This is a genomic window from Lentilitoribacter sp. JB5-8 (genome assembly GCF_055693385.1).
Genome location: NZ_CM146332.1, coordinates 1113421 through 1133417 on the forward strand (window position 1 = coordinate 1113421; position 19997 = coordinate 1133417).

The following is a 19997-nucleotide window of genomic DNA, read 5'->3' on the forward strand; positions in this document are numbered from 1 at the left end:
TTTTGCGATTTTGTATCAAAAATGAACAAAATTTACCTCTCCCAATAAGGATAGATTCGGATCCGTAATGCTTGGAGTCATATTGTTAACTCTAATTCTAGAAGTATCCGTTTCAAGCCGCATTTGTCGGTGCAAATTAAGACTTTCGTAAAGATCTGAAGGCAGTTTGAAAAGCGCAAGACGGGCTTGGTTTGTGTGTATGACAATCCAGGCGGCATGATGCCTTTCCGACTTTACCGGTATTTAGTCCGGTATGTCCCTCTTTTTTGTAACGAGTATTGTAAGGGACACTCTTATGACAAGTATTATGACAAACAATTCGGCATCAGCAGCGCTGGCCACACTACGCAGCATCAACTCTAACCTTGAAGAGACACAGTCTCGTATTTCATCTGGTTATAAAGTTGAATCAGCTAAAGACAACTCAGCTTACTGGTCAATCGCGACAACAATGCGTTCTGACAACAAAGCACTTTCAACAGTACAAGACGCTTTGGGTCTTGGTGCTGCGAAAGTTGATACAGCATATACTGGTATGAACTCTGCCATGGAAGTTGTATCAGAGATTAAAGCAAAGTTGGTTGCAGCTCGTGAGCCAGGTGTTGATAAAACAAAGATCAATACAGAGATGACTGCTCTTAAAGAACAGCTTCAGAGCATTGCAGAATCTGCATCATTCTCAGGTGAGAACTGGTTGCAGAACGAGCAAGGCAATACAGCGAGTGACAAACAGATCGTTGGTAGCTTTAACCGTGCAGCAGATGGTACAGTTTCACTAACTAAATTGGATGTGAACGTCACAGGTACTGGCGGTACAATTTTGATCGACAACAACAACGAAACAAATGGTATCCTAACAGCTGGTTACCTTGGTGCTTCACCATCAGGTGCGGTTGGTACTGCAGGTGAAAGCTGGCAGCTTATCGAAGCTTCAGGCACACCAGCAACTTCAGCCGTTGGTGCAACAATCGAGTTGACAGCAACAACATCTGATGCAGATATTGAAGAAATGATTTCAGTTGTGGATCACATCTATTCAAAAATGACAGATGCGGCATCAAGCCTTGGTGCGGTGAACAGTCGTATTGAAATGCAGAACGACTTCGTGGGCAACTTGATGGATTCCATCGATAAAGGTGTCGGTCGATTAGTCGATGCTGATATGAATGAAGAATCGACGCGATTAAAAGCACTGCAGACACAGCAACAGCTTGGTATTCAAGCTCTATCAATTGCGAACTCTTCTTCACAGAACGTGATTTCGCTCTTTAGATAAGTACGATAGAACACCTCTCCATTAAGAGGTGGTAAATCGAAAAAATTAAGCCGTGCCAACATGTTTGGTGCGGCTTTTGTTATGTGTGCATCACCTTTAGATTCGGCTCCGGAATGGTTGGAATCATATTGTTAACCGTGTTTGCAGATGTTTGGTCGCAATCGCCGTTTGACCCTGAAAATTAAGGTTTTTGTAAAGGTCTGAGTGCAATTTGAAAGGCGCAAGACGGGCTTGGTTTTGAGTTTTTTCAGCTCCAAGCGGCATGATGCCTTTCCGACTTTACCGGTATTTAGTCCGGTATGTCCCTCTTTTTTGTAACGAGTATTGTAAGGGACACTCTTATGACAAGTATTATGACAAACAATTCGGCATCAGCAGCGCTGGCCACACTAAGAAGCATCAACTCTAACCTTGAAGAGACACAGTCTCGTATTTCATCTGGTTATAAAGTTGAATCAGCTAAAGACAACTCAGCTTACTGGTCAATCGCGACAACAATGCGTTCTGACAACAAAGCGCTTTCAACAGTACAAGACGCTTTGGGTCTTGGTGCTGCGAAAGTTGATACAGCTTACACAGGTATGAACTCTGCCATGGAAGTGGTTTCTGAGATCAAATCTAAGCTTGTTGCGGCTCGTGAGCCAGGTGTTGATAAGACAAAGATTAACACTGAGATGACAGCTCTTAAAGAGCAACTTGCAAGTATTGCAGAATCTGCTTCATTCTCAGGTGAGAACTGGTTGCAGAATGAAGAAGGAACAACTGCGACTGATAAACAGATCGTTGGTAGCTTTAACCGTGCAGCAGATGGTACAGTTTCACTAACTAAATTGGATGTGAACGTAACCGGTGACGGTGGTACAATCTTGATCGATAAAGAGCAGGCTGCAAATGGTATTCTAACTGCAGGTTATCTTGGTTCTAATCCAGATGCGACAGCCGCAGGTACTGCAGCAGCTGACTGGAAACTAATCGATTCATCAACAGGTACAACAGTAACAGCATCTGTGATTGGATTAACAGCAACAACATCTGATGTTGACATTGAAGAGATGATTTCAGTTGTGGATCACATCTATTCAAAAATGACAGATGCGGCATCAAGCCTTGGTGCAGTCAACAGTCGTATTGAAATGCAGAACGATTTCGTGGGTAACTTGATGGATTCCATCGATAAAGGTGTTGGCCGTTTGGTTGATGCGGATATGAACGAAGAATCAACACGCCTTAAAGCGCTACAAACCCAGCAACAGCTTGGTATTCAGGCACTTTCAATCGCGAACTCTTCTTCACAGAACGTGATTTCACTCTTCAGATAAGTAAGAGTTTAAGTGGATTAATCCACAGTAAGACAACTTAAAGCCGCAACAAGATGAGTTGCGGCTTTTTGTTTTTTGAAGACAAGTTACAAAATTTTTGCACAGTTAAAGCTTTGGTAACTATAAAAGTGTGTAATGCAAACCAAGTAATAACAGACTTATTCTTTATAGGGATCGAATAAGTATGCATGAAGCTGTCCTGTTATTACCGGTGTTTGAGTCCGGTATGTCCCTCAGTTTTTGGTCAAAAAGGGGCACTTAATGACTAGTATTATGACAAATAATGCGGCGCTTGCTGCGCTGCAGACAATGCGATCCATCAACATGGATCTTGAAACAACGCAATCACGTATTTCATCCGGCTATCGGGTTGAAACAGCTAAAGACAACTCAGCTTACTGGTCAATCGCAACAACAATGCGTTCTGACAACAAGGCGCTTGGCACAGTCCAAGACGCGCTGGGTCTGGGTGCTGCGAAAGTTGATACAGCATATACTGGTATGAATTCTTCAATGGAAGTTGTATCAGAAATTAAAGCAAAATTGGTTGCAGCGCGTGAGCCTGGTGTTGATAAAACAAAGATCAACAGCGAACTCACAGAGCTTAAAAACCAGCTTGTAAGTATTTCAGAATCTGCATCATTCTCAGGTGAAAACTGGTTGCAGAATACAGACGTTGGTGGTGCTACAGACAAAGAGATCGTCGGTAGTTTCAACCGTGCAGCAGATGGTACGGTATCGCTAACGAAACTAACTGTAGATGTAACAGGTTCAATTCTTATTGATAAAGATAACGCAACACGCGGTATCTTGACAGCTGGATATAATGGAACTTCTCCTTCTTCGACACCAACAGGTGCAACAGCAACTGACTGGACATTGATTGATGTAAGTTCATCAACGCCAGCAGCGGCCACAGTTATCTCGCTAACAGCAACAACATCTGATGCAGATATTGATCAAATGATTTCAGTTGTTGATCACATCTATTCAAAGATGACAGATGCAGCTTCCAACCTCGGTGCGGTTAACAGTCGAATTGAGATGCAAGAGAGTTTTGTTGGAAAGCTCATGGATTCCATTGATAAAGGTGTTGGGCGATTGGTCGATGCAGATATGAATGAAGAATCGACGCGATTAAAAGCGCTACAGACCCAGCAACAATTGGGTGTTCAAGCACTATCAATTGCGAACTCTTCTTCGCAAAACATCATGTCATTGTTCAGATAATTCATCGAACAATAAGAAGAATTTTTTCTTCTTTATATCTAAAATACTCAATCGCGTCAGACCAAAATCTGGCGCGATTTATTTATAATTAACAATAACTTAGATGGTATGGTTAACTTAAGTAATTGGTAACCATATCATGTTTTAATAATCGCTAAGTAATAACAGACTTATCCCTTATAGGGATCGGATAAGTATGCATGAAGCTGTCCTGTTATTACCGGTGTTTGAGTCCGGTATGTCCCTCAGTATTTGGTCAAAAAGGGGCACTTAATGACTAGTATTATGACAAATAATGCGGCGCTTGCTGCGCTGCAGACAATGCGATCCATCAATATGGATCTTGAAACAACACAATCACGTATTTCATCCGGTTATCGTGTAGAAACTGCTAAAGACAACTCAGCTTACTGGTCAATCGCAACAACAATGCGTTCTGACAACAAGGCGCTTGGCACAGTTCAAGACGCGCTTGGTTTGGGTGCTGCAAAAGTTGATACAGCATATACTGGTATGAATTCTTCAATGGAAGTTGTATCAGAAATTAAAGCAAAATTGGTTGCAGCGCGTGAGCCTGGTGTTGATAAAACAAAGATCAACAGCGAACTCACAGAGCTTAAAAACCAGCTTGTAAGTATCGCAGAATCTGCATCATTCTCTGGTGAGAACTGGTTGCAGAATGAGCAGGGTGATACACCATCAGACAAAGAAATTGTTGGTAGTTTTAACCGTGCAGCAGATGGTACAGTTTCACTAACTAAATTGTCAGTTAATGTAACAGGTACTGGTGGTACGATCCTCATCGATAACAACAATGAGACAAATGGTATCTTAACAGCTGCTTATGTTGGTGCATCACCATCAGGTGCTACTGGTACAGCCGCTGAGAGCTGGCAGCTAATTGAAGCTTCTGGCACGCCTGCAACGTCTGCGGTTGGTCAAACAATTCAACTAACAGCAACAACATCTGATGCAAACATTGATGAAATGATCTCAGTTGTAGATCACATCTATTCAAAAATGACAGATGCAGCTTCCAACCTCGGTGCGGTTAACAGCCGAATTGAGATGCAAGAAAGCTTTGTTGGACAGCTCATGGATTCCATTGATAAAGGTGTTGGGCGATTGGTCGATGCAGATATGAATGAAGAATCGACGCGATTAAAAGCGCTACAGACCCAGCAACAGCTTGGGGTGCAGGCACTATCAATTGCGAACTCTTCATCGCAAAATATCATGTCATTGTTCAGATAATTCATCGAACAATAAGAAGAGTTTTTTCTTCTTTATATTTAAAATACTCAATCGCGTCAGGTTTATATTTGGCGCGATTTTTCAAAGTTAAATAAGCTTAAGTTATTGATATTATTAAGTTATGAGTAACCATATCATGTTTTAATAATCGCTAAGTAATAACAGGCTTATCCCTTATAGGGATCGGATAAGTATGCATGAAGCTGTCCTGTTATTACCGGTGTTTGAGTCCGGTATGTCCCTCAGTATGTGGTCAAAAAGGGGCACTTAATGACTAGTATTATGACAAATAATGCGGCGCTTGCTGCGCTGCAGACAATGCGATCCATCAATATGGATCTTGAAACAACACAATCACGTATTTCATCCGGTTATCGTGTGGAAACTGCTAAAGACAACTCAGCTTACTGGTCAATCGCAACAACAATGCGTTCTGACAACAAAGCGCTTGGCACAGTACAAGATGCGCTGGGTTTGGGTGCTGCGAAAGTTGATACAGCATATACTGGTATGAATTCTTCGATGGAAGTTGTATCAGAAATTAAAGCAAAATTGGTTGCAGCTCGTGAGCCTGGTGTTGATAAATCTAAGATCAACAGCGAACTCACAGAGCTTAAAAATCAGCTTGTCAGTATTTCTGAATCTGCATCATTCTCTGGTGAGAACTGGTTGCAGAATGAAGCTGGCGACACACCATCAGACAAAGAAATTGTTGGTAGTTTCAACCGCGCAGCAGATGGTACAGTTTCACTGACTAAACTTGCAGTTAACGTAACTGGTACTGGCGGTACGATCCTAATCGACAAAGAAACCGCGTCAAATGGTATCTTAACAGCTTCTTATCTTGGTTCAACACCCGGGGGTGCAATCGGTACAGCTGGTGACAACTGGAAGCTAATCGATGTGTCGTCAACAACGGGTGCAACAGGTACTGTCATTAGTATTGATAACACAACAAGCGATGCTGATATTGATGAGATGATTAGTGTTGTTGATTACATTTATTCTCAAATGACAGATGCAGCTTCTAATCTTGGTGCGGTAAACAGCCGAATTGAGATGCAGGAGAGTTTTGTTGGAAAGCTCATGGATTCCATTGATAAAGGTGTTGGCCGATTAGTCGATGCGGATATGAATGAAGAATCGACGCGATTAAAAGCGTTACAGACCCAGCAACAGCTTGGCGTGCAGGCATTGTCGATTGCGAACTCTTCTTCGCAAAATATCATGTCATTGTTCAGATAATTCATCGAACAATAAGAAGAGTTTTTTCTTCTTTATATTTAAAAAACTTAATCGCGTCAGATTTACATCTGGCGCGCTTTTTATTTGTAGATCAGTTTTCTCATTGACTTGATCATTTGAGGCACCTCACTGTCTAACGCGCCCTTTGGCGACATAATCTCCCAAAATTTGAAATATATAGAATACTTAGCCCCAATAATGCATGCGGGATCTTCATTTTGTTCCCTAATTAATGGCCATAATTGGGTGCTTTTTCTCATATCGTCGCAAAATAGGGATGCAGATACTGAATCGTTGACTAGGCGATCCATCTGCGAAGCGTGTTTTGACCAAATAGTCTTCTTGCCGATCAGAGGTTGATAATGAGGAGTTGATTTTCGCAAAATTATTGAACTTCTCAAATATTGTCTCAAATTAAGTAAATAAAAGACAATAAATACTGCATTAATTCAGTAACAATACAGACAAATACTGTATACATGTAGTATAAAACAAGTATTTACTTATGAAATCTATGTTTTTACTTAAGGCTTTGATAACTATAAACTGATTTATTAATGCAAGTAATGGTAGGCTTTTTGAGAAAATATTATCGGAAAAGTAGCATGATGCTACCTACTGTTGCCGGTGTTCAAATCCGGTATGTCCCTCAACAATGAGTCAGAAAGGGACACTTTATGACTAGTATAATGACCAATAATGCAGCGCTTGCAGCGTTGCAGACAATGAGATCCATCAACGAGGATCTAGAGACAACACAATCGCGAATTTCATCAGGCTATAAGGTTGAAACGGCCAAAGACAATTCAGCCTACTGGTCTATCGCAACAACAATGCGATCGGACAATCAAGTTCTTGGAACAGTGCAGGATGCATTAGGTTTGGGAGCTGCTAAAGTTGATACGGCCTATACAGCTATGGAATCTGCGATGGATGTCGTATCCGAAATTCAAGCCAAGTTGGTTGCAGCCGCGCAACCCGGTGTTGATAAAGATAAAGTCAACAACGAGCTGACAGAGCTTAAGAACCAGTTGATGAGTATTGCGGAATCTGCATCATTTTCAGGTGAGAACTGGTTGCAGAATGAGGCGGGTGAGACACCAGCAGACAAAGAAATCGTCGCCGGCTTTAATCGTGGTGCTGATGGCACTGTTTCGCTAACGAAATTGGAGGTCAACGTAACTGGATCTGGTGGTACTATTCTCGTTGATAAAGAAGATGCGGCCAATGGTATTCTCACGGCAGCCTATGCTGGATCGGATCCTGGCGCTACTCTTGGGGCTGCAACAGCTGATAATTGGGTGTTGATCGATGCCTCTTCCACGACTGGTGTAACGGCTACTGTAATCGAGATCGACAGCAATACATCTGACGAAGATATTGGTGAAATGATCGATGTTGTCGACCACATCCTCCAAACAATGACATCAGCTGCTGCCAATTTGGGTGCGATTAACAGCCGCATCGAAATGCAGGATGATTTTGTCGGGCAACTCAGGGATTCCATTGATAAAGGTGTTGGCCGATTAGTTGATGCTGATATGAATGAAGAATCGACGCGATTAAAAGCGCTACAGACCCAGCAACAATTGGGTGTTCAAGCACTATCAATTGCGAACTCTTCTTCTGACAGTATCATGTCATTGTTCAGATAAGATCTATGATGCACTTGTTGCATTTATAAACTCTTTTAAGAATTTAACAGGTCGCATTTATGCGCGACCTTTTTTATTCCTTTATATCAATAACTTACGTCTAAAACTTGCGTTAACCTGACGTTAACCATACTTGTTTATATTTAATTTACCACAGAGTACTGAACGCATTTAGTAAGCGTCGGTTGCATGAAGCGTAACTCTCTTAGCCTTTCACGGCATGTCTGTAGTAAATTGAAGGGGCAATCTTCAAATGACAAGTATTATGACAAATAACGCTGCATTGGCAGCGCTGCAAACAATGAGATCCATCAACATGGATCTTGAAGAAACACAATCACGCATCTCATCTGGTTATAAAGTTGAGTCTGCGAAAGATAACTCAGCTTATTGGTCCATCGCGACAACGATGCGTTCGGATAATAAAGCACTATCAACAGTTCAAGATGCTCTTGGGTTGGGTGCTGCAAAGGTTGATACCGCATATACCGGTATGAATTCTGCGCTAGACGTTGTATCTGAAATTAAGGCTAAATTGGTCGCGGCGCGTGAGCCGGGTGTTGATAAAAATAAAATCAACAACGAGCTGACTGAACTTAAAAACCAACTGCAAAGCATCTCAGAATCAGCCTCATTCTCTGGTGAGAACTGGTTGAAAAATACAAATGCTGCAACAGCATTGGATAAAGATGTTGTTGGTAGTTTTAACCGAGCTTCTAACGGTACAGTGTCGGTAACAACATTATCTGTTGACGTATCAAGCATGATCTTGATTGACACGATCGATGCAACACGTGGTGTTTTAACAAATTCATACCTTGGTGCATCGCCAAGCGGAACAGTTGGTACAGCTGCTGAAAACTGGGTTCTAATTGATATTCCAGCTTCAACTGGTGTAACAACAGCAGTCGGTACAGAAATCACCATTAATGACACAACAGCTGATTCAGATATTGATGAAATGATCAGTGTTGTAGACCATATTTTCTCTCAATTGACACAACAAGCATCAAACCTTGGTGCGATTAATCAGCGTATCGAAATGCAAGATAGTTTCGTTGGCAAATTGATGGATTCAATTGATATCGGTATCGGGCGACTGGTGGATGCCGACATGAATGAGGAATCGACGCGGCTAAAAGCACTGCAAACCCAGCAACAGCTCGGGGTGCAAGCGCTATCGATCGCGAACTCAAGCGCTGAAAATATTATGTCGTTGTTCAGATAACGAACGCCGAACAGCACTCGCTTTTTATATAAAAATTAAAATTCTGTGGAGTGCCGCCGGTCAGCGCATTCTCAGATCAAACGACCGCATTGGATTGCCCCCAATGCGGTCGTTCTACGTTCATGTTCGCGCAAGTTTGAAATCCTAAAATAAACGGGAATTTGAAGAAAAAAATGTGTCAGTGAATCGATAATGTTGAAGCGATTTTTGACATGGATAATCGGCGGGTGAGTACGATATGAGTTTTGCATTTGCACAGCATCTTGAAGATTTTGGTCAGCCGAATGGGTTAGCGCCTGTTCCGATGTTCGAAACCTCCCCATCCCATTCGATAGAAATGCAAAGTGAACCAGAAATCGATATTGATGCAATAAAATCAGTAGCTTATCAGGATGGTTACAATGCGGCGATGGCCGAATTGCAGCAGCAACATCAAGCTGCAGAAGCAGCGCTTGGTAATACACATGCGCAACAAATTGCAGCGTTAGAAGCACAGCTTGGTGAAGCAACGGCTCAAAAAATTGCGCAAAGTGCTGCCAGCCAAATTGATGCAAATTGTCAGGCGATTTCAAATGAGGTTGGACAAATTTTGTCCCATATTGTTTCGCGCGAATTGGTCAATCAATCCGTGCAGCAATTGCAGGACTTAATTCGCTCAGCATTTGCTGACAATGAAACAGCACATATTCGTATTGAAGGGCCACAAGTCCTGATTGATAAAATGCAAGATACCTTTGGCGAAGATTTTGCCAAGATTGACGTAAGCACAAGTGAAAATACTGAACTCAGTGTTGAAATTGATCAAACAATGATGGTGACCAAGCTAAATGAGTGGCGTCAGATATTTGGAGATAATGTCTAATGGCAGATGAAACATCTACCCATCAAGGGCAAGGTGAAATCATTATTGTTAAAAAGGTCCAAGGTGGTGGCGGTGGTCACCACGGTGGTGCCTGGAAAATTGCTTACGCTGACTTTGTGACAGCGATGATGGCGTTTTTCTTGGTGATGTGGCTTGTAAATGCTGCGAACGAAGACACTAAAGCGTCTGTTGCCAGTTATTTTAACCCAATCAAACTTACCGATCAGCAGCCATCTGAAAAAGGTGTGAAAAAAGCGGGTGAAACCGCGGAGGGCGAGCAGACTTCAGCTAAGTCAAAATCCGAGGGTGAAGAAGAAACAACAGGTGATGGTAAGTCCGATGGTAATCAGGAAACTTCAACTGCGGGTGAGGAATCTGAAAACTCAGAGGCTGATTACTTCGAAAATCCATACGCTGTTCTTGCGGAAATCGTGATGGAAGCTGCCGAAGAATCCAATATCTCTGAAAAAGGTGATGGTGGTGCTCAAAATTCTGGTTCTGCAACGGGTGCATCAGGTGGTGAAGCTTATCGCGATCCTTTCGATCCAGATTTTTGGAACAAGCAGGTGACCGCTGACCCAAATCAAAGCACACCAATGGAAGGTTCGCCGGAGTTAGGTGAAGAAACTGAATTGGCTGAAGATAGCGGTGCTTCAGAACTTGATATGGGTGCAGGTGATGTTTTCGGCAAAACCGCAGGCGCGGGTGACATTGTTGCAAAAGGTGCTGGTTTAAGTGATCACGATACCGGCGGTGATAAAAGCGGCTTGTCCCCTTATGATGGTGAGCAGGGTGGTAAAATGCATGACTTTGAAACCGCAGGTCAGCACATTAGTAATTTACCAGATGAAGGAAAAACATCAAATACACTACCGGCGGGTGATACCCCTGTTGATCAAATCGATCCGACTAAACTTGCAACACTCTTTAAAGAAGGCACGCTCAAACTCGATGATCTTCGCCAAAAAGGCATGAAAAAGCGCTTATCAGGTGAAGAAGCTGAAGAGTTGAAAAAGCTCGCTAAAAAGTCAAAACAAGAGGGCTTAACCGAAGAGGAAAAGCAAAAATTGGAGGAACTTCTCGCTAAAAATGACTTGGCGAGAATGGCGGTTGCTGAAGTTGCTGAAATGGAAAAGAACCTCAAGGAATTTGAAGAGCAACTTGGCGAAGGCGATTTTTCCGAACAAGGCAAAGAATTTATCAAACAGCTGCTAAACGATAGTGACATTGAAATGGCAAAGCTTGAAGTTGAAGACGAGGGCCTGTCTGACGCCGAACAACTTGAAAAGCGCATCATGTCAGCGCTTGGCGGCAAGCTTGGAAAGCTGGCAGAGGGCCTTGAGGTTTATCCGGCCGAAGGTGGATTATTGTTATCGCTCACTGATCAGCGCAATGTAGGAATGTTTAATGTCGGTTCCGCAATACCGCGCCGCGAGATGATCTTGCTCATGGATGAAATTGGCGAGGTATTAAACGAGCGTGACGGTGCAATAGCTATCCGCGGTCATACCGATTCTCGACCATTCTCATCTGGTGGAAATGATAACTGGCGTTTATCGATGGCAAGAGCGCATAGTGCATATTTTATGCTTGTACGCGGCGGCATTCCTGAGGAGCGAATTACCCAAGTGTCGGGGTTTGCAGATCGACGTTTAAAAATGCCAGATGATCCATATTCTGAGGTGAATAGACGCATTGAGATCCTCATCCAATCGCAAGGTAGCTAGGTTATCTTATGATTTTGATATTATTCGACAAATTGAACGGTTTGCAACAATGCTGAACTTTAAAAAACAGCTTGTAGCGGGTGTCATTTGTGTAAGTACTTTATTACCAATGGGACCAGCGCTAGGCCAGAACCTTGATAGCTCGGCGCCTTTATATACATTGGTCAGATCACTACAATATGTTCAGGATACGGTAGTTGCCGGTGATTTTTCAGCAATGGAAATGCAAAGGTTCCTGCTTGAGCAGGTGGACCGCAAACTCCGCGAAGCAAAGCCAGAAGATTTTGATGATCCGCGCAATGTTGATGCCGCGCTAATATATGCTATGAGCGGCGGCAATCCTAAGACGCTCGATCTTGTCGTGGCGCAAGATAAATATGGCTATTTTGACGAAGAAATAACCAGTATCATGCGTGCTTATCTCAATGGTCTTATTCCGACGACGAAAAAGCCGATTGAAGAGATTGTGGATGATTATTTAAATACTGCAATCGGACCTTACATCGCGTTGATTGCAGCTAATGTGAAAGCTGCAGCGAAGGATTTGAAAGCAGTCGAATTATTCGATTTAGCCCGTCTTGTTGCGCCTGGGTCATTGATCGAAGAGGCGGCACTTCGCCGTTCAATTCTCATTTCAATCAACCATAGTGCTTTTGACAAGGCGTTGGGCCTAGCGCACATTTATGCGCGACGATTTAATAAGTCTCCCTATAATGTTCAGTTTTCACAATTGATCATTGAGATGATTGTACAAAATCTTGATAACATTGATGAAACGCTGGTTGATGAGGTGATATCATTTCTTCCAGTTCAGCAGCAAAAAGCCATTTATCTAAGGATTGCGCGGACGGGTGTTGTCAACGGAAATGACGTTATGGCCGTTAAAGCAAACGAAAAAGCGCATCTCTTTGAGGGAGAAAGAAACGCTTATTACAACATGATGGCAAAGCTATATGCCAGCATTAATGAGTTACCAAAGGGCGAGACACAGCAATTGCTTGACGATATTACCAATATTCGCCGACGTAGCCTTGCGCCAATTGATCGACCTTTACACGATGCAGCAATGTTGCTTGCAGAACAAATTATTAGTTTGCCTGACGAGAAAAGCCTCACACAAGTCATGGAAAGCAATATGGAACGCAAGTTAGAAGAGGCTGCGGAACTCAAATCAGTTAATCTTAAGGAACTCATTGAAACAGGTGTCACAGAAGAAGTGCGCGATGAAATTGAGCTACCCGGAGATGAAGAGTTTGCAGAATATATGCAAGGCAGAACAACCACACTTGATGATGTGGATGCGATGCTCGCATTAGAGAGTAAGGATGAAGACAGTTGAATAGTATAAGCCCAGCTCTTGCAAATGTATCAACACCGGTAAAGTCTGGTCGTGGCATGGATAAAAATTCAAAGCCCGACGGTCAAGGTGAAACAAAATTCCAGTTGCCCGAAAAGAAATCTAAAGGCAATTCAGAAACCGTTGCTAATCAAAATGATAACAATGAAAGCGGTGCGATAAACGAAAAAGTTGCTGTTGCGAAAGACGAAGATCTAAAAGGCACAAAATCATCGCATAATGCGGAAGCTGCTCTATTGGAGCTCATCAATTCGTATCAACCGAAAAATGCGGATGTGGCTGAAACCGCAAATGAAGATGATAAACTGGATACTGAGCTTCAAATAGACGAAGTTGAAGAGCTAAATTCAGTTGAAGCTGAAGTTGATGCAGATGCAATTGCTTCCGCGGCACTCGCGCATACGAAACCCGGTGCTCAACCAGATAAAACAGCAGCGATTAAAGATGTAGATCAGATAAGCAAAAAAGTTGATGCGAAAACTGATGATAAAATTGCTCGTTTTGACAAAACTTCCTCAGAGAGCGCTCAACCTGTTGTTGCTAAATCTACCGAAGAGCCATTGAAAACTGCAGCTGCAGCAAACGCTGTTCAGGATAAAGATGTAATACCGCGAAAAGAGGGGCAAAACGCTACGCCTGAAAGTGTAGATGGAAAGAAGCCTAGCGCCGTATTGAATGCGGAAAAAGCGATGAGTGATGGCACAAAAGATCAAGGCTCTCGCCAAAACGATGATCGTGCATCTGGATCAAACATTTCTATGGTTGATAAATCAGGAACCAAGATGGCCGGTGTTGAAGTATTAGAGGCGAAAACATTTATCGCGCCTTCAAATGCATCCACAAACGCAAATAACATTTCACAAGCGATTTTGAAATCACAACAGATCTCCAGCGCATCAGCTGCACAAAGTTCAGAGCCTGTTTATCAAACATCACAGCCAAAAGCCCTTAATACACTTAAAATTCAACTCAACCCTGCGGAACTTGGTGTTGTGACGGCAACAATGAAGCTAAATGGCGACAATCTGCAGGTCCAATTGCGCGTTGAAAATATTGACGCTTACCGCATGTTGAGTGAAGACAGCTCTTCCATTGTGAAAGCGCTTAAAGGGCAGGGGTTTGGAATTGATCAAATCAATCTAACACTTGCAAGCTCCGATCGTGGACAAAACCAGCAGGGCAATTCACAAAATGGTCAATCATTCCAATCTCAAACTGACCAGGAGCAAATGAGCAATCAAAGTGGCAATGAACGAAACAATGGCTCCCAAAATTCAAAGGGATCCGATACAACGGTTCCAGCTAATGAATTGGCACGACAAGAAACTGTTCAAGAAGACTCTTATTCTAGCGGCGTTTATCTCTAGCACGTGCGTCTATCAAAGCGCGGCTAGGGAAACTTGCGAAGAACATATTATACGCGCAGCTCAGAAATATAATGTTCCCGTCGGAATTTTGTATTCTGTGGGTTTAACAGAAACAGGGCGCAACGGAACACTTCATCCTTATGCATTGAACATTGCAGGAAAAGCCGTCTATGCCCGTTCAACCTCGCACGCAGTAGAGCTGTTTCATTCAGCACGAAAAAAGAACATAAAATTAATCGACCTTGGATGTATGCAGATAAACCACCATTATCATCATAGAGAGTTTTCATCCCTCTCAGCGATGTTACGTCCTGAATATAATGTCAATTACGCGGCGAAATTTCTTGCCCGATTGAGGCGACGTCATGAAAATTGGACAATGGCAGTTGCCCGCTATCATGCCGGTCCAAATAATGACCCAGCGCAAAAAAGATACATCTGTCGTGTGATCTCAAATCTTGTCGCAACTGGTTACGGAAATTGGACCAAACCTGCTCGCGAATTCTGTCAGTCATAATACATGCTGTAACAGAAGTTGAATCTTACGCCCTAATTTCGGCATAATTTTAGTAGATTTGTCTCCGTTAACACATACGAACAAATAGTTAACGTCACTTTTGGCTGTTAACCTTTTGTTAATACTACGCTAATCCGTTTGTGTCTTGCGCATGATATACATACTATATCTAGTGTTTTGGGCGAGTTTATAGTAAAAATTCTATTAAATATTATGGTTAATATAAGGTAATTGTTTGGAAACAGGCAGATTCGTACCGTGTAATTGTAGAAATTAATACCTACGATTCGGAGGCGGACGAATGATTGTAGTGGTAGACGACAGACAACTTGTTAAAGATGGTTATACATCGCTTTTTGGACGTGAAGGCGTTCCATCAGCAAGCTTTGATAGCTCAGAATTTGGTGAATGGGTAAATACAGCAGCAGACGGGGACATCGATGCTGTAGAAGCATTCTTAATCGGTCAGGGTAGCGAAACGCTCAGCCTTCCAAAAACAATTCGAAGCAGAACAACAGCCCCAGTGATTGCTGTTAGCGATTCACCTTCTCTTGATGCAACACTTGCATTTTATGACAGTGGTGTTGATGATGTTGTACGCAAACCAGTACACCCAAAAGAAATCCTGGCACGCGCTGCAGCGATCCGACGCCGCTTGAAAGCGCTTAACAACTTCACAGACATTGGACCAATTCGAGTTTACTCAGATGGTCGCGATACGGAAGTTAATAACGAGCCATTCCCGCTACCACGTCGTGAGCGCCGCATTCTAGAATATCTAGTTGCAAACCGCGGCCGTCGTGTGACAAAGCAACAGATCTTCAACGCGATCTATGGTATTTTTGATGAAGATGTTGAAGAAAATGTTGTTGAGAGCCATATCTCCAAATTGCGCAAGAAACTACGCAAACGCCTGGACTTTGATCCGATTGATTCAAAACGCTTCCTTGGATACCGCATTGATTGGGCGACAGCGGATTAACCTTAGTTAACAAGATCTTAACAAGTGACAGTGACCAGCTTAGAAATAAGCTGGTCATTTTCTTTTTGTCGCATTTTTTGTTGAAACAAACAGTTTCACGCAAGGCAGTTGAACTACGTTTTAAATATGTAAAAAGCGAGGGAATTGCTATGAGTCTATATGGAATGATGCGTACAGGTACTGCAGGAATGAATTCGCAGGCCAGCCGATTGGGAACAGTTGCTGATAATATCGCCAACGCCAATACTACCGGTTACAAAAAAGCCATGACGGAGTTTTCATCACTCGTCCTCCCCGCAACTACCGGCGCATATAACTCAGGTAGTGTGGCACCCAATGTCAGATACGCGATTTCAGAGCAAGGAGCTTTGGAGTTTACCTCATCTTCAACCGATCTTGCCATTAGTGGAAGCGGCTTCTTTGTTGTCGCAGATCCAAACGGTCAACCATTTTTAACGCGCGCTGGTTCGTTTACCGCAGATGGCGATGGATATTTGGTCAATGCTGCAGGCTTCAAATTACTCGGTGCGGATTATACCAATGGTACCCCGGTACCGGTTGTAAATGGTTTTGATGGGCTCGTTCCGGTCAACGTAAACTCAACAGGCTTAACAGCTGTTGCTTCCACGGAAGGTGTTTTCACAGCAAACCTTGATTCACGCGAAACAGTGAAAACGACGAACCTTCCTTCGGCAAATGCCAACGCAAGTGTTGAATATGACGCTAAAAGTTCGCTTGTGGTTTATGACAATAAAGGCGCGGAAGTCCTTTTAGATTTCTATTACACAAAGACAGGTGCAAATGATTGGGAAGTTGCTGTTTTTGATCAATCTACTGGTACCTCCGGTACATCATTTCCCTATAGTTCAGGACCCCTGGCTACAACGACTTTGACGTTTGATGCAACGTCGGGTGCACTCGCTGGAACCAGCGCAAACTCGATTAGTTTATCGGTTCCAAATGGTGCTGCTATGACTGTTGACTTAAGCAATATGACAGAACTTGCTTATGATTTCTCTGTTGCAAACGGTACCGTCAATGGTCAGCCACCTAATGAAGCAACTCGAATTGAAATTTCAGAGGATGGTACAGTTTACGCAAACTATGCAAATGGTGAATTGGACCCAGTTTACCGAATTGCTATGGCGGACGTGCCGAGCCCGGATCGTTTGCGCCCACTATCAGGTAACGTTTATGCCCAAGGTATTGATTCCGGTGTTGTAACAACGGGTTTTGCTGGCACAAATAACTTTGGTTCAATTCAATCCGGCGCTCTTGAAGGTTCTAACGTGGACATTGCGGAAGAACTGACATCAATGATTGAAAGTCAGCGTAGCTACACAGCCAATTCTAAAGTGTTCCAAACAGGCTCCGATCTAATGGACGTCCTTGTGAACCTTAAACGATAATCGGCTAGGATACTAAACCCATGAATTTAGGGTCAGCTCTCAATACTGCAACACGGTCTTTGTCGAATACCTCGACACAGACCTCTGTGGTATCGCAAAATGTTGCAAATGCTGAAAACCCAAATTATGCACGCCGATCCACGCATCTAGAATATGATTCTCTTGCTGGATCGCAAATTGCTTCAATCCAGCGAACAACTGATAGCGTTCTCTATCGGCAATCCATTGCAAGTATTGCATCTTCAGATGCTCAAAGCACGTTGGTTGCCGGACTTGATCAGCTAAAAACCATATTCGGTACAAATGATTACGAATTGTCTCCAGCCGTTATTGCAGGTCAACTTCGTGACAATTTAAGTGCTTATGCAGCTCAACCAAGTGAACCAACACTTGCGGAAACTGCAATTGCAAGTGCACAAGATCTAGCGCTTTCTCTTCGTTCATCCTCGGAAGCTGTACAGCAAGTGCGCGCTGAGATGGATGTAGACATTGCTGCAAATGTGTCAGATCTGAATGATATGCTGGCACGTTTTAAAGTTATCAATGACGAAATTATTCAAGGCAGTTACGGAAATTCCGATGTAAACAATTATCTTGATGAGCGTGATACGCTGGTAAAGGAAATTTCGTCAATTATTGAAGTGCGTCCAGTTACAAGAAGCGGTAACGACATGGTTTTATACACCATGGATGGCACGACTTTATTTGAAAAATCGCCTCGCACGGTAACATTTGAAACAGTGCCTGCATATGATGCTTTAACCACAGGTAATAGCATCTATGTAGATGGCGTTCCACTTGAAGCAGGTTCAGGTGCGAATTCATCTGCTGGTGGCTCACTCCAGGCGATGTTGCAGATCAGAGATGATATTGCGCCGATGCTGCAAGGTCAGCTTGATGAAATCGCTCGCGGCGTCGTCACAGTATTTGCTGAACAAGATCAAATTGGTGGTGGTGGCGCAGATCTACCGGGTCTCTTCACCTGGGTGTCGGGAACAGTTCCAACGGCTGGAGTGCGCGTTGACGGAATGGCGTCAAGCATTGAAGTAAACCCGGCTGTGTTATCTAGCTTGGGTGGTGACCCGACTTTATTACGAGATGGTGGCATTAACGGTGCTGCATATCTTTACAATACCGAAGGGGCAGCTGGTTATTCTGAACGTCTGGACAGTTTAGTGACGTCAATGGATGAGCCCATTCCATTTGATGGCACATCATTACTTGGCACCTCAAAAGGATTAATCAACTTTGCAGCAGACAGTCTTGGTTGGTTAGAGCTAAATCGAAGTGATGCGACAGCATCGATGGAAACCAAGGAAGCATATGCTGCGCAAATTGAGCAGACTTTTTCGAATGCCACCGGTGTGAGCATCGATGAAGAGATGTCGCTATTATTGTCGCTTGAACAATCCTATAAAGCTGCAACACGAATTATTTCTGTGGTCGACGAGCTACTTCAAACCCTTCTAAGTGCGGTGAGGTAGCGTTATGAAAACTAGCTTTGTTTCAAGTTACGCCACACAAACCTCAATGCGTTTGATCGTGCAAAGGGCGCAAGCAGAGGTTCAACAATTACAAACGGAAACAGTGACTGGTCGCCATGCAGATATTGGTGTTGAGCTCGGTGGTCAAACTTCAAATGCCGTGCGTTTACACCGAGATTTTGAGCAGTTCTCAACCATTCAAGACACGAATTCGCTTGTTGAAAACAGGTTATCATCCGCTCAAGCAGCCTTGGAGCAATCGTCTCAAAGTGCCCAGGATTTGTTGGAAACTCTTATCATTGCCAAAGACGCGACCGATGAAGGGTTGCGTGGTGTTGCTGTGCTCGAAATATCGGATTCCCTTCGCGCCTTTACAGATGCCGGCAATCTAACAGCTAATGGCGAACATATTTTTTCAGGTATCAACACAGATACAAAGCCACTGGTTGATTATTTTGAAACGGGTAACGCGGCAAAAACAGCATTTGATAATGCATTTTCTACTTACTTCGGTTTTACGCAATCCAGTGCATCAACATCGACAATAACTGCAGCGCAGATGTCAGATTTCCTGGATAATACAATCGAGCCGATGTTCACAGGCACCGATTGGACAACCAATTGGTCGTCTGCATCAGATACCAATATGACAAGCCGAATTGCGCGCGAAGAATTGGTTCAAAGCTCTGTTAATTCCAATGGTGATGGCTTCAGAAACGTGGCATTTGCGGCGACCATTTCATTAGAAATGATGAATATTGGACTAGGTGAAGCTGCTCAATCTGTATTGGTTGACAAAGCCATTGATGCTGCCGGCCAAGGCGTTTCTGGTATTGATGATGATCGAACAACATTGGGTATCTCTCAAGCGAGATTAGAGAAAGCCAATAACCTTTTACAAGTCCAAGCTGACTTAACAAAAATTCATGTAAGCGAGATGGAGGAGGTCGATATTTATGAAGCATCGACCCGAGTAAATGCGCTTATGGCACAGATAGAAACTTCTTATTCAATTACGTCACGACTACAGCAACTCAATTTAATTGATTACCTGAGGTAATTGAAGATGACAGATAGCAAGCAGA

Annotated in this window: 16 protein-coding genes; all 16 read left to right on the top strand. The window is 43.1% G+C overall.

Going from position 1 to position 19997, the window contains the following annotated elements; all coding sequences use genetic code 11:
• Window positions 1–295 precede the first annotated feature (295 nt).
• The 16 genes from ACZ1GZ_RS05345 to ACZ1GZ_RS05420 all read left to right on the top strand — a co-directional run bounded on the left by ACZ1GZ_RS05345 (window position 296) and on the right by ACZ1GZ_RS05420 (window position 19972).
• Complete coding sequence (locus ACZ1GZ_RS05345) at window positions 296–1276, top strand: flagellin N-terminal helical domain-containing protein (RefSeq protein WP_472667442.1); 981 nt, start codon at window positions 296–298, stop codon at window positions 1274–1276.
• A 341-nt stretch (window positions 1277–1617) separates the two neighbouring features.
• Window positions 1618–2595: a flagellin N-terminal helical domain-containing protein gene (locus ACZ1GZ_RS05350; protein ID WP_472667443.1), complete on the top strand. Its 978-nt coding sequence runs from the start codon at window positions 1618–1620 to the stop codon at window positions 2593–2595.
• Between the two features lie 261 nt (window positions 2596–2856).
• Window positions 2857–3825 (top strand): flagellin N-terminal helical domain-containing protein, encoded by a 969-nt coding sequence (locus ACZ1GZ_RS05355; RefSeq protein WP_472667444.1) that lies wholly within the window; start codon window positions 2857–2859, stop codon window positions 3823–3825.
• Window positions 3826–4098: 273 nt separating this feature from the next.
• Window positions 4099–5079, top strand: coding sequence for a flagellin N-terminal helical domain-containing protein (locus ACZ1GZ_RS05360; protein ID WP_472667445.1), 981 nt, complete (start codon window positions 4099–4101; stop codon window positions 5077–5079).
• A gap of 270 nt (window positions 5080–5349) precedes the next feature.
• Window positions 5350–6324, top strand: coding sequence for a flagellin N-terminal helical domain-containing protein (locus tag ACZ1GZ_RS05365; protein ID WP_472667446.1), 975 nt, complete (start codon window positions 5350–5352; stop codon window positions 6322–6324).
• A gap of 677 nt (window positions 6325–7001) precedes the next feature.
• Complete coding sequence (locus ACZ1GZ_RS05370; RefSeq protein WP_472667447.1) at window positions 7002–7979, top strand: flagellin N-terminal helical domain-containing protein; 978 nt, start codon at window positions 7002–7004, stop codon at window positions 7977–7979.
• 253 nt (window positions 7980–8232) lie between these two features.
• The gene (locus tag ACZ1GZ_RS05375; RefSeq protein WP_472667448.1) at window positions 8233–9207 is read left to right on the top strand and encodes a flagellin N-terminal helical domain-containing protein; all 975 of its coding nucleotides are present in this window, start codon (window positions 8233–8235) and stop codon (window positions 9205–9207) included.
• A 238-nt stretch (window positions 9208–9445) separates the two neighbouring features.
• Window positions 9446–10069, top strand: coding sequence for a hypothetical protein (locus ACZ1GZ_RS05380; protein ID WP_472667449.1), 624 nt, complete (start codon window positions 9446–9448; stop codon window positions 10067–10069).
• Window positions 10069–11796: a MotB family protein gene (locus tag ACZ1GZ_RS05385; protein ID WP_472667450.1), complete on the top strand. Its 1728-nt coding sequence runs from the start codon at window positions 10069–10071 to the stop codon at window positions 11794–11796. Before ACZ1GZ_RS05380 ends, ACZ1GZ_RS05385 begins: the two co-directional genes overlap by 1 nt.
• A 49-nt stretch (window positions 11797–11845) precedes the next feature.
• The gene (locus tag ACZ1GZ_RS05390; RefSeq protein ID WP_472667451.1) at window positions 11846–13135 is read left to right on the top strand and encodes a chemotaxis protein MotC; all 1290 of its coding nucleotides are present in this window, start codon (window positions 11846–11848) and stop codon (window positions 13133–13135) included.
• The gene (locus ACZ1GZ_RS05395) at window positions 13132–14520 is read left to right on the top strand and encodes a flagellar hook-length control protein FliK (RefSeq protein WP_472667452.1); all 1389 of its coding nucleotides are present in this window, start codon (window positions 13132–13134) and stop codon (window positions 14518–14520) included. Before ACZ1GZ_RS05390 ends, ACZ1GZ_RS05395 begins: the two co-directional genes overlap by 4 nt.
• Complete coding sequence (locus ACZ1GZ_RS05400) at window positions 14459–15037, top strand: transglycosylase SLT domain-containing protein (RefSeq protein WP_472667453.1); 579 nt, start codon at window positions 14459–14461, stop codon at window positions 15035–15037. The genes ACZ1GZ_RS05395 and ACZ1GZ_RS05400 overlap by 62 nt, the downstream gene beginning before the upstream one ends.
• Before the next feature lie 301 nt (window positions 15038–15338).
• The gene (locus tag ACZ1GZ_RS05405; RefSeq protein ID WP_472667454.1) at window positions 15339–16019 is read left to right on the top strand and encodes a response regulator transcription factor; all 681 of its coding nucleotides are present in this window, start codon (window positions 15339–15341) and stop codon (window positions 16017–16019) included.
• 149 nt (window positions 16020–16168) lie between these two features.
• Complete coding sequence (locus ACZ1GZ_RS05410) at window positions 16169–17428, top strand: flagellar hook protein FlgE (protein WP_472667455.1); 1260 nt, start codon at window positions 16169–16171, stop codon at window positions 17426–17428.
• 20 nt (window positions 17429–17448) lie between these two features.
• The gene (gene flgK, locus ACZ1GZ_RS05415) at window positions 17449–18912 is read left to right on the top strand and encodes a flagellar hook-associated protein FlgK (RefSeq protein WP_472667456.1); all 1464 of its coding nucleotides are present in this window, start codon (window positions 17449–17451) and stop codon (window positions 18910–18912) included.
• Between the two features lie 4 nt (window positions 18913–18916).
• The gene (locus ACZ1GZ_RS05420) at window positions 18917–19972 is read left to right on the top strand and encodes a flagellar hook-associated family protein (protein WP_472667457.1); all 1056 of its coding nucleotides are present in this window, start codon (window positions 18917–18919) and stop codon (window positions 19970–19972) included.
• Window positions 19973–19997 lie beyond the last annotated feature (25 nt).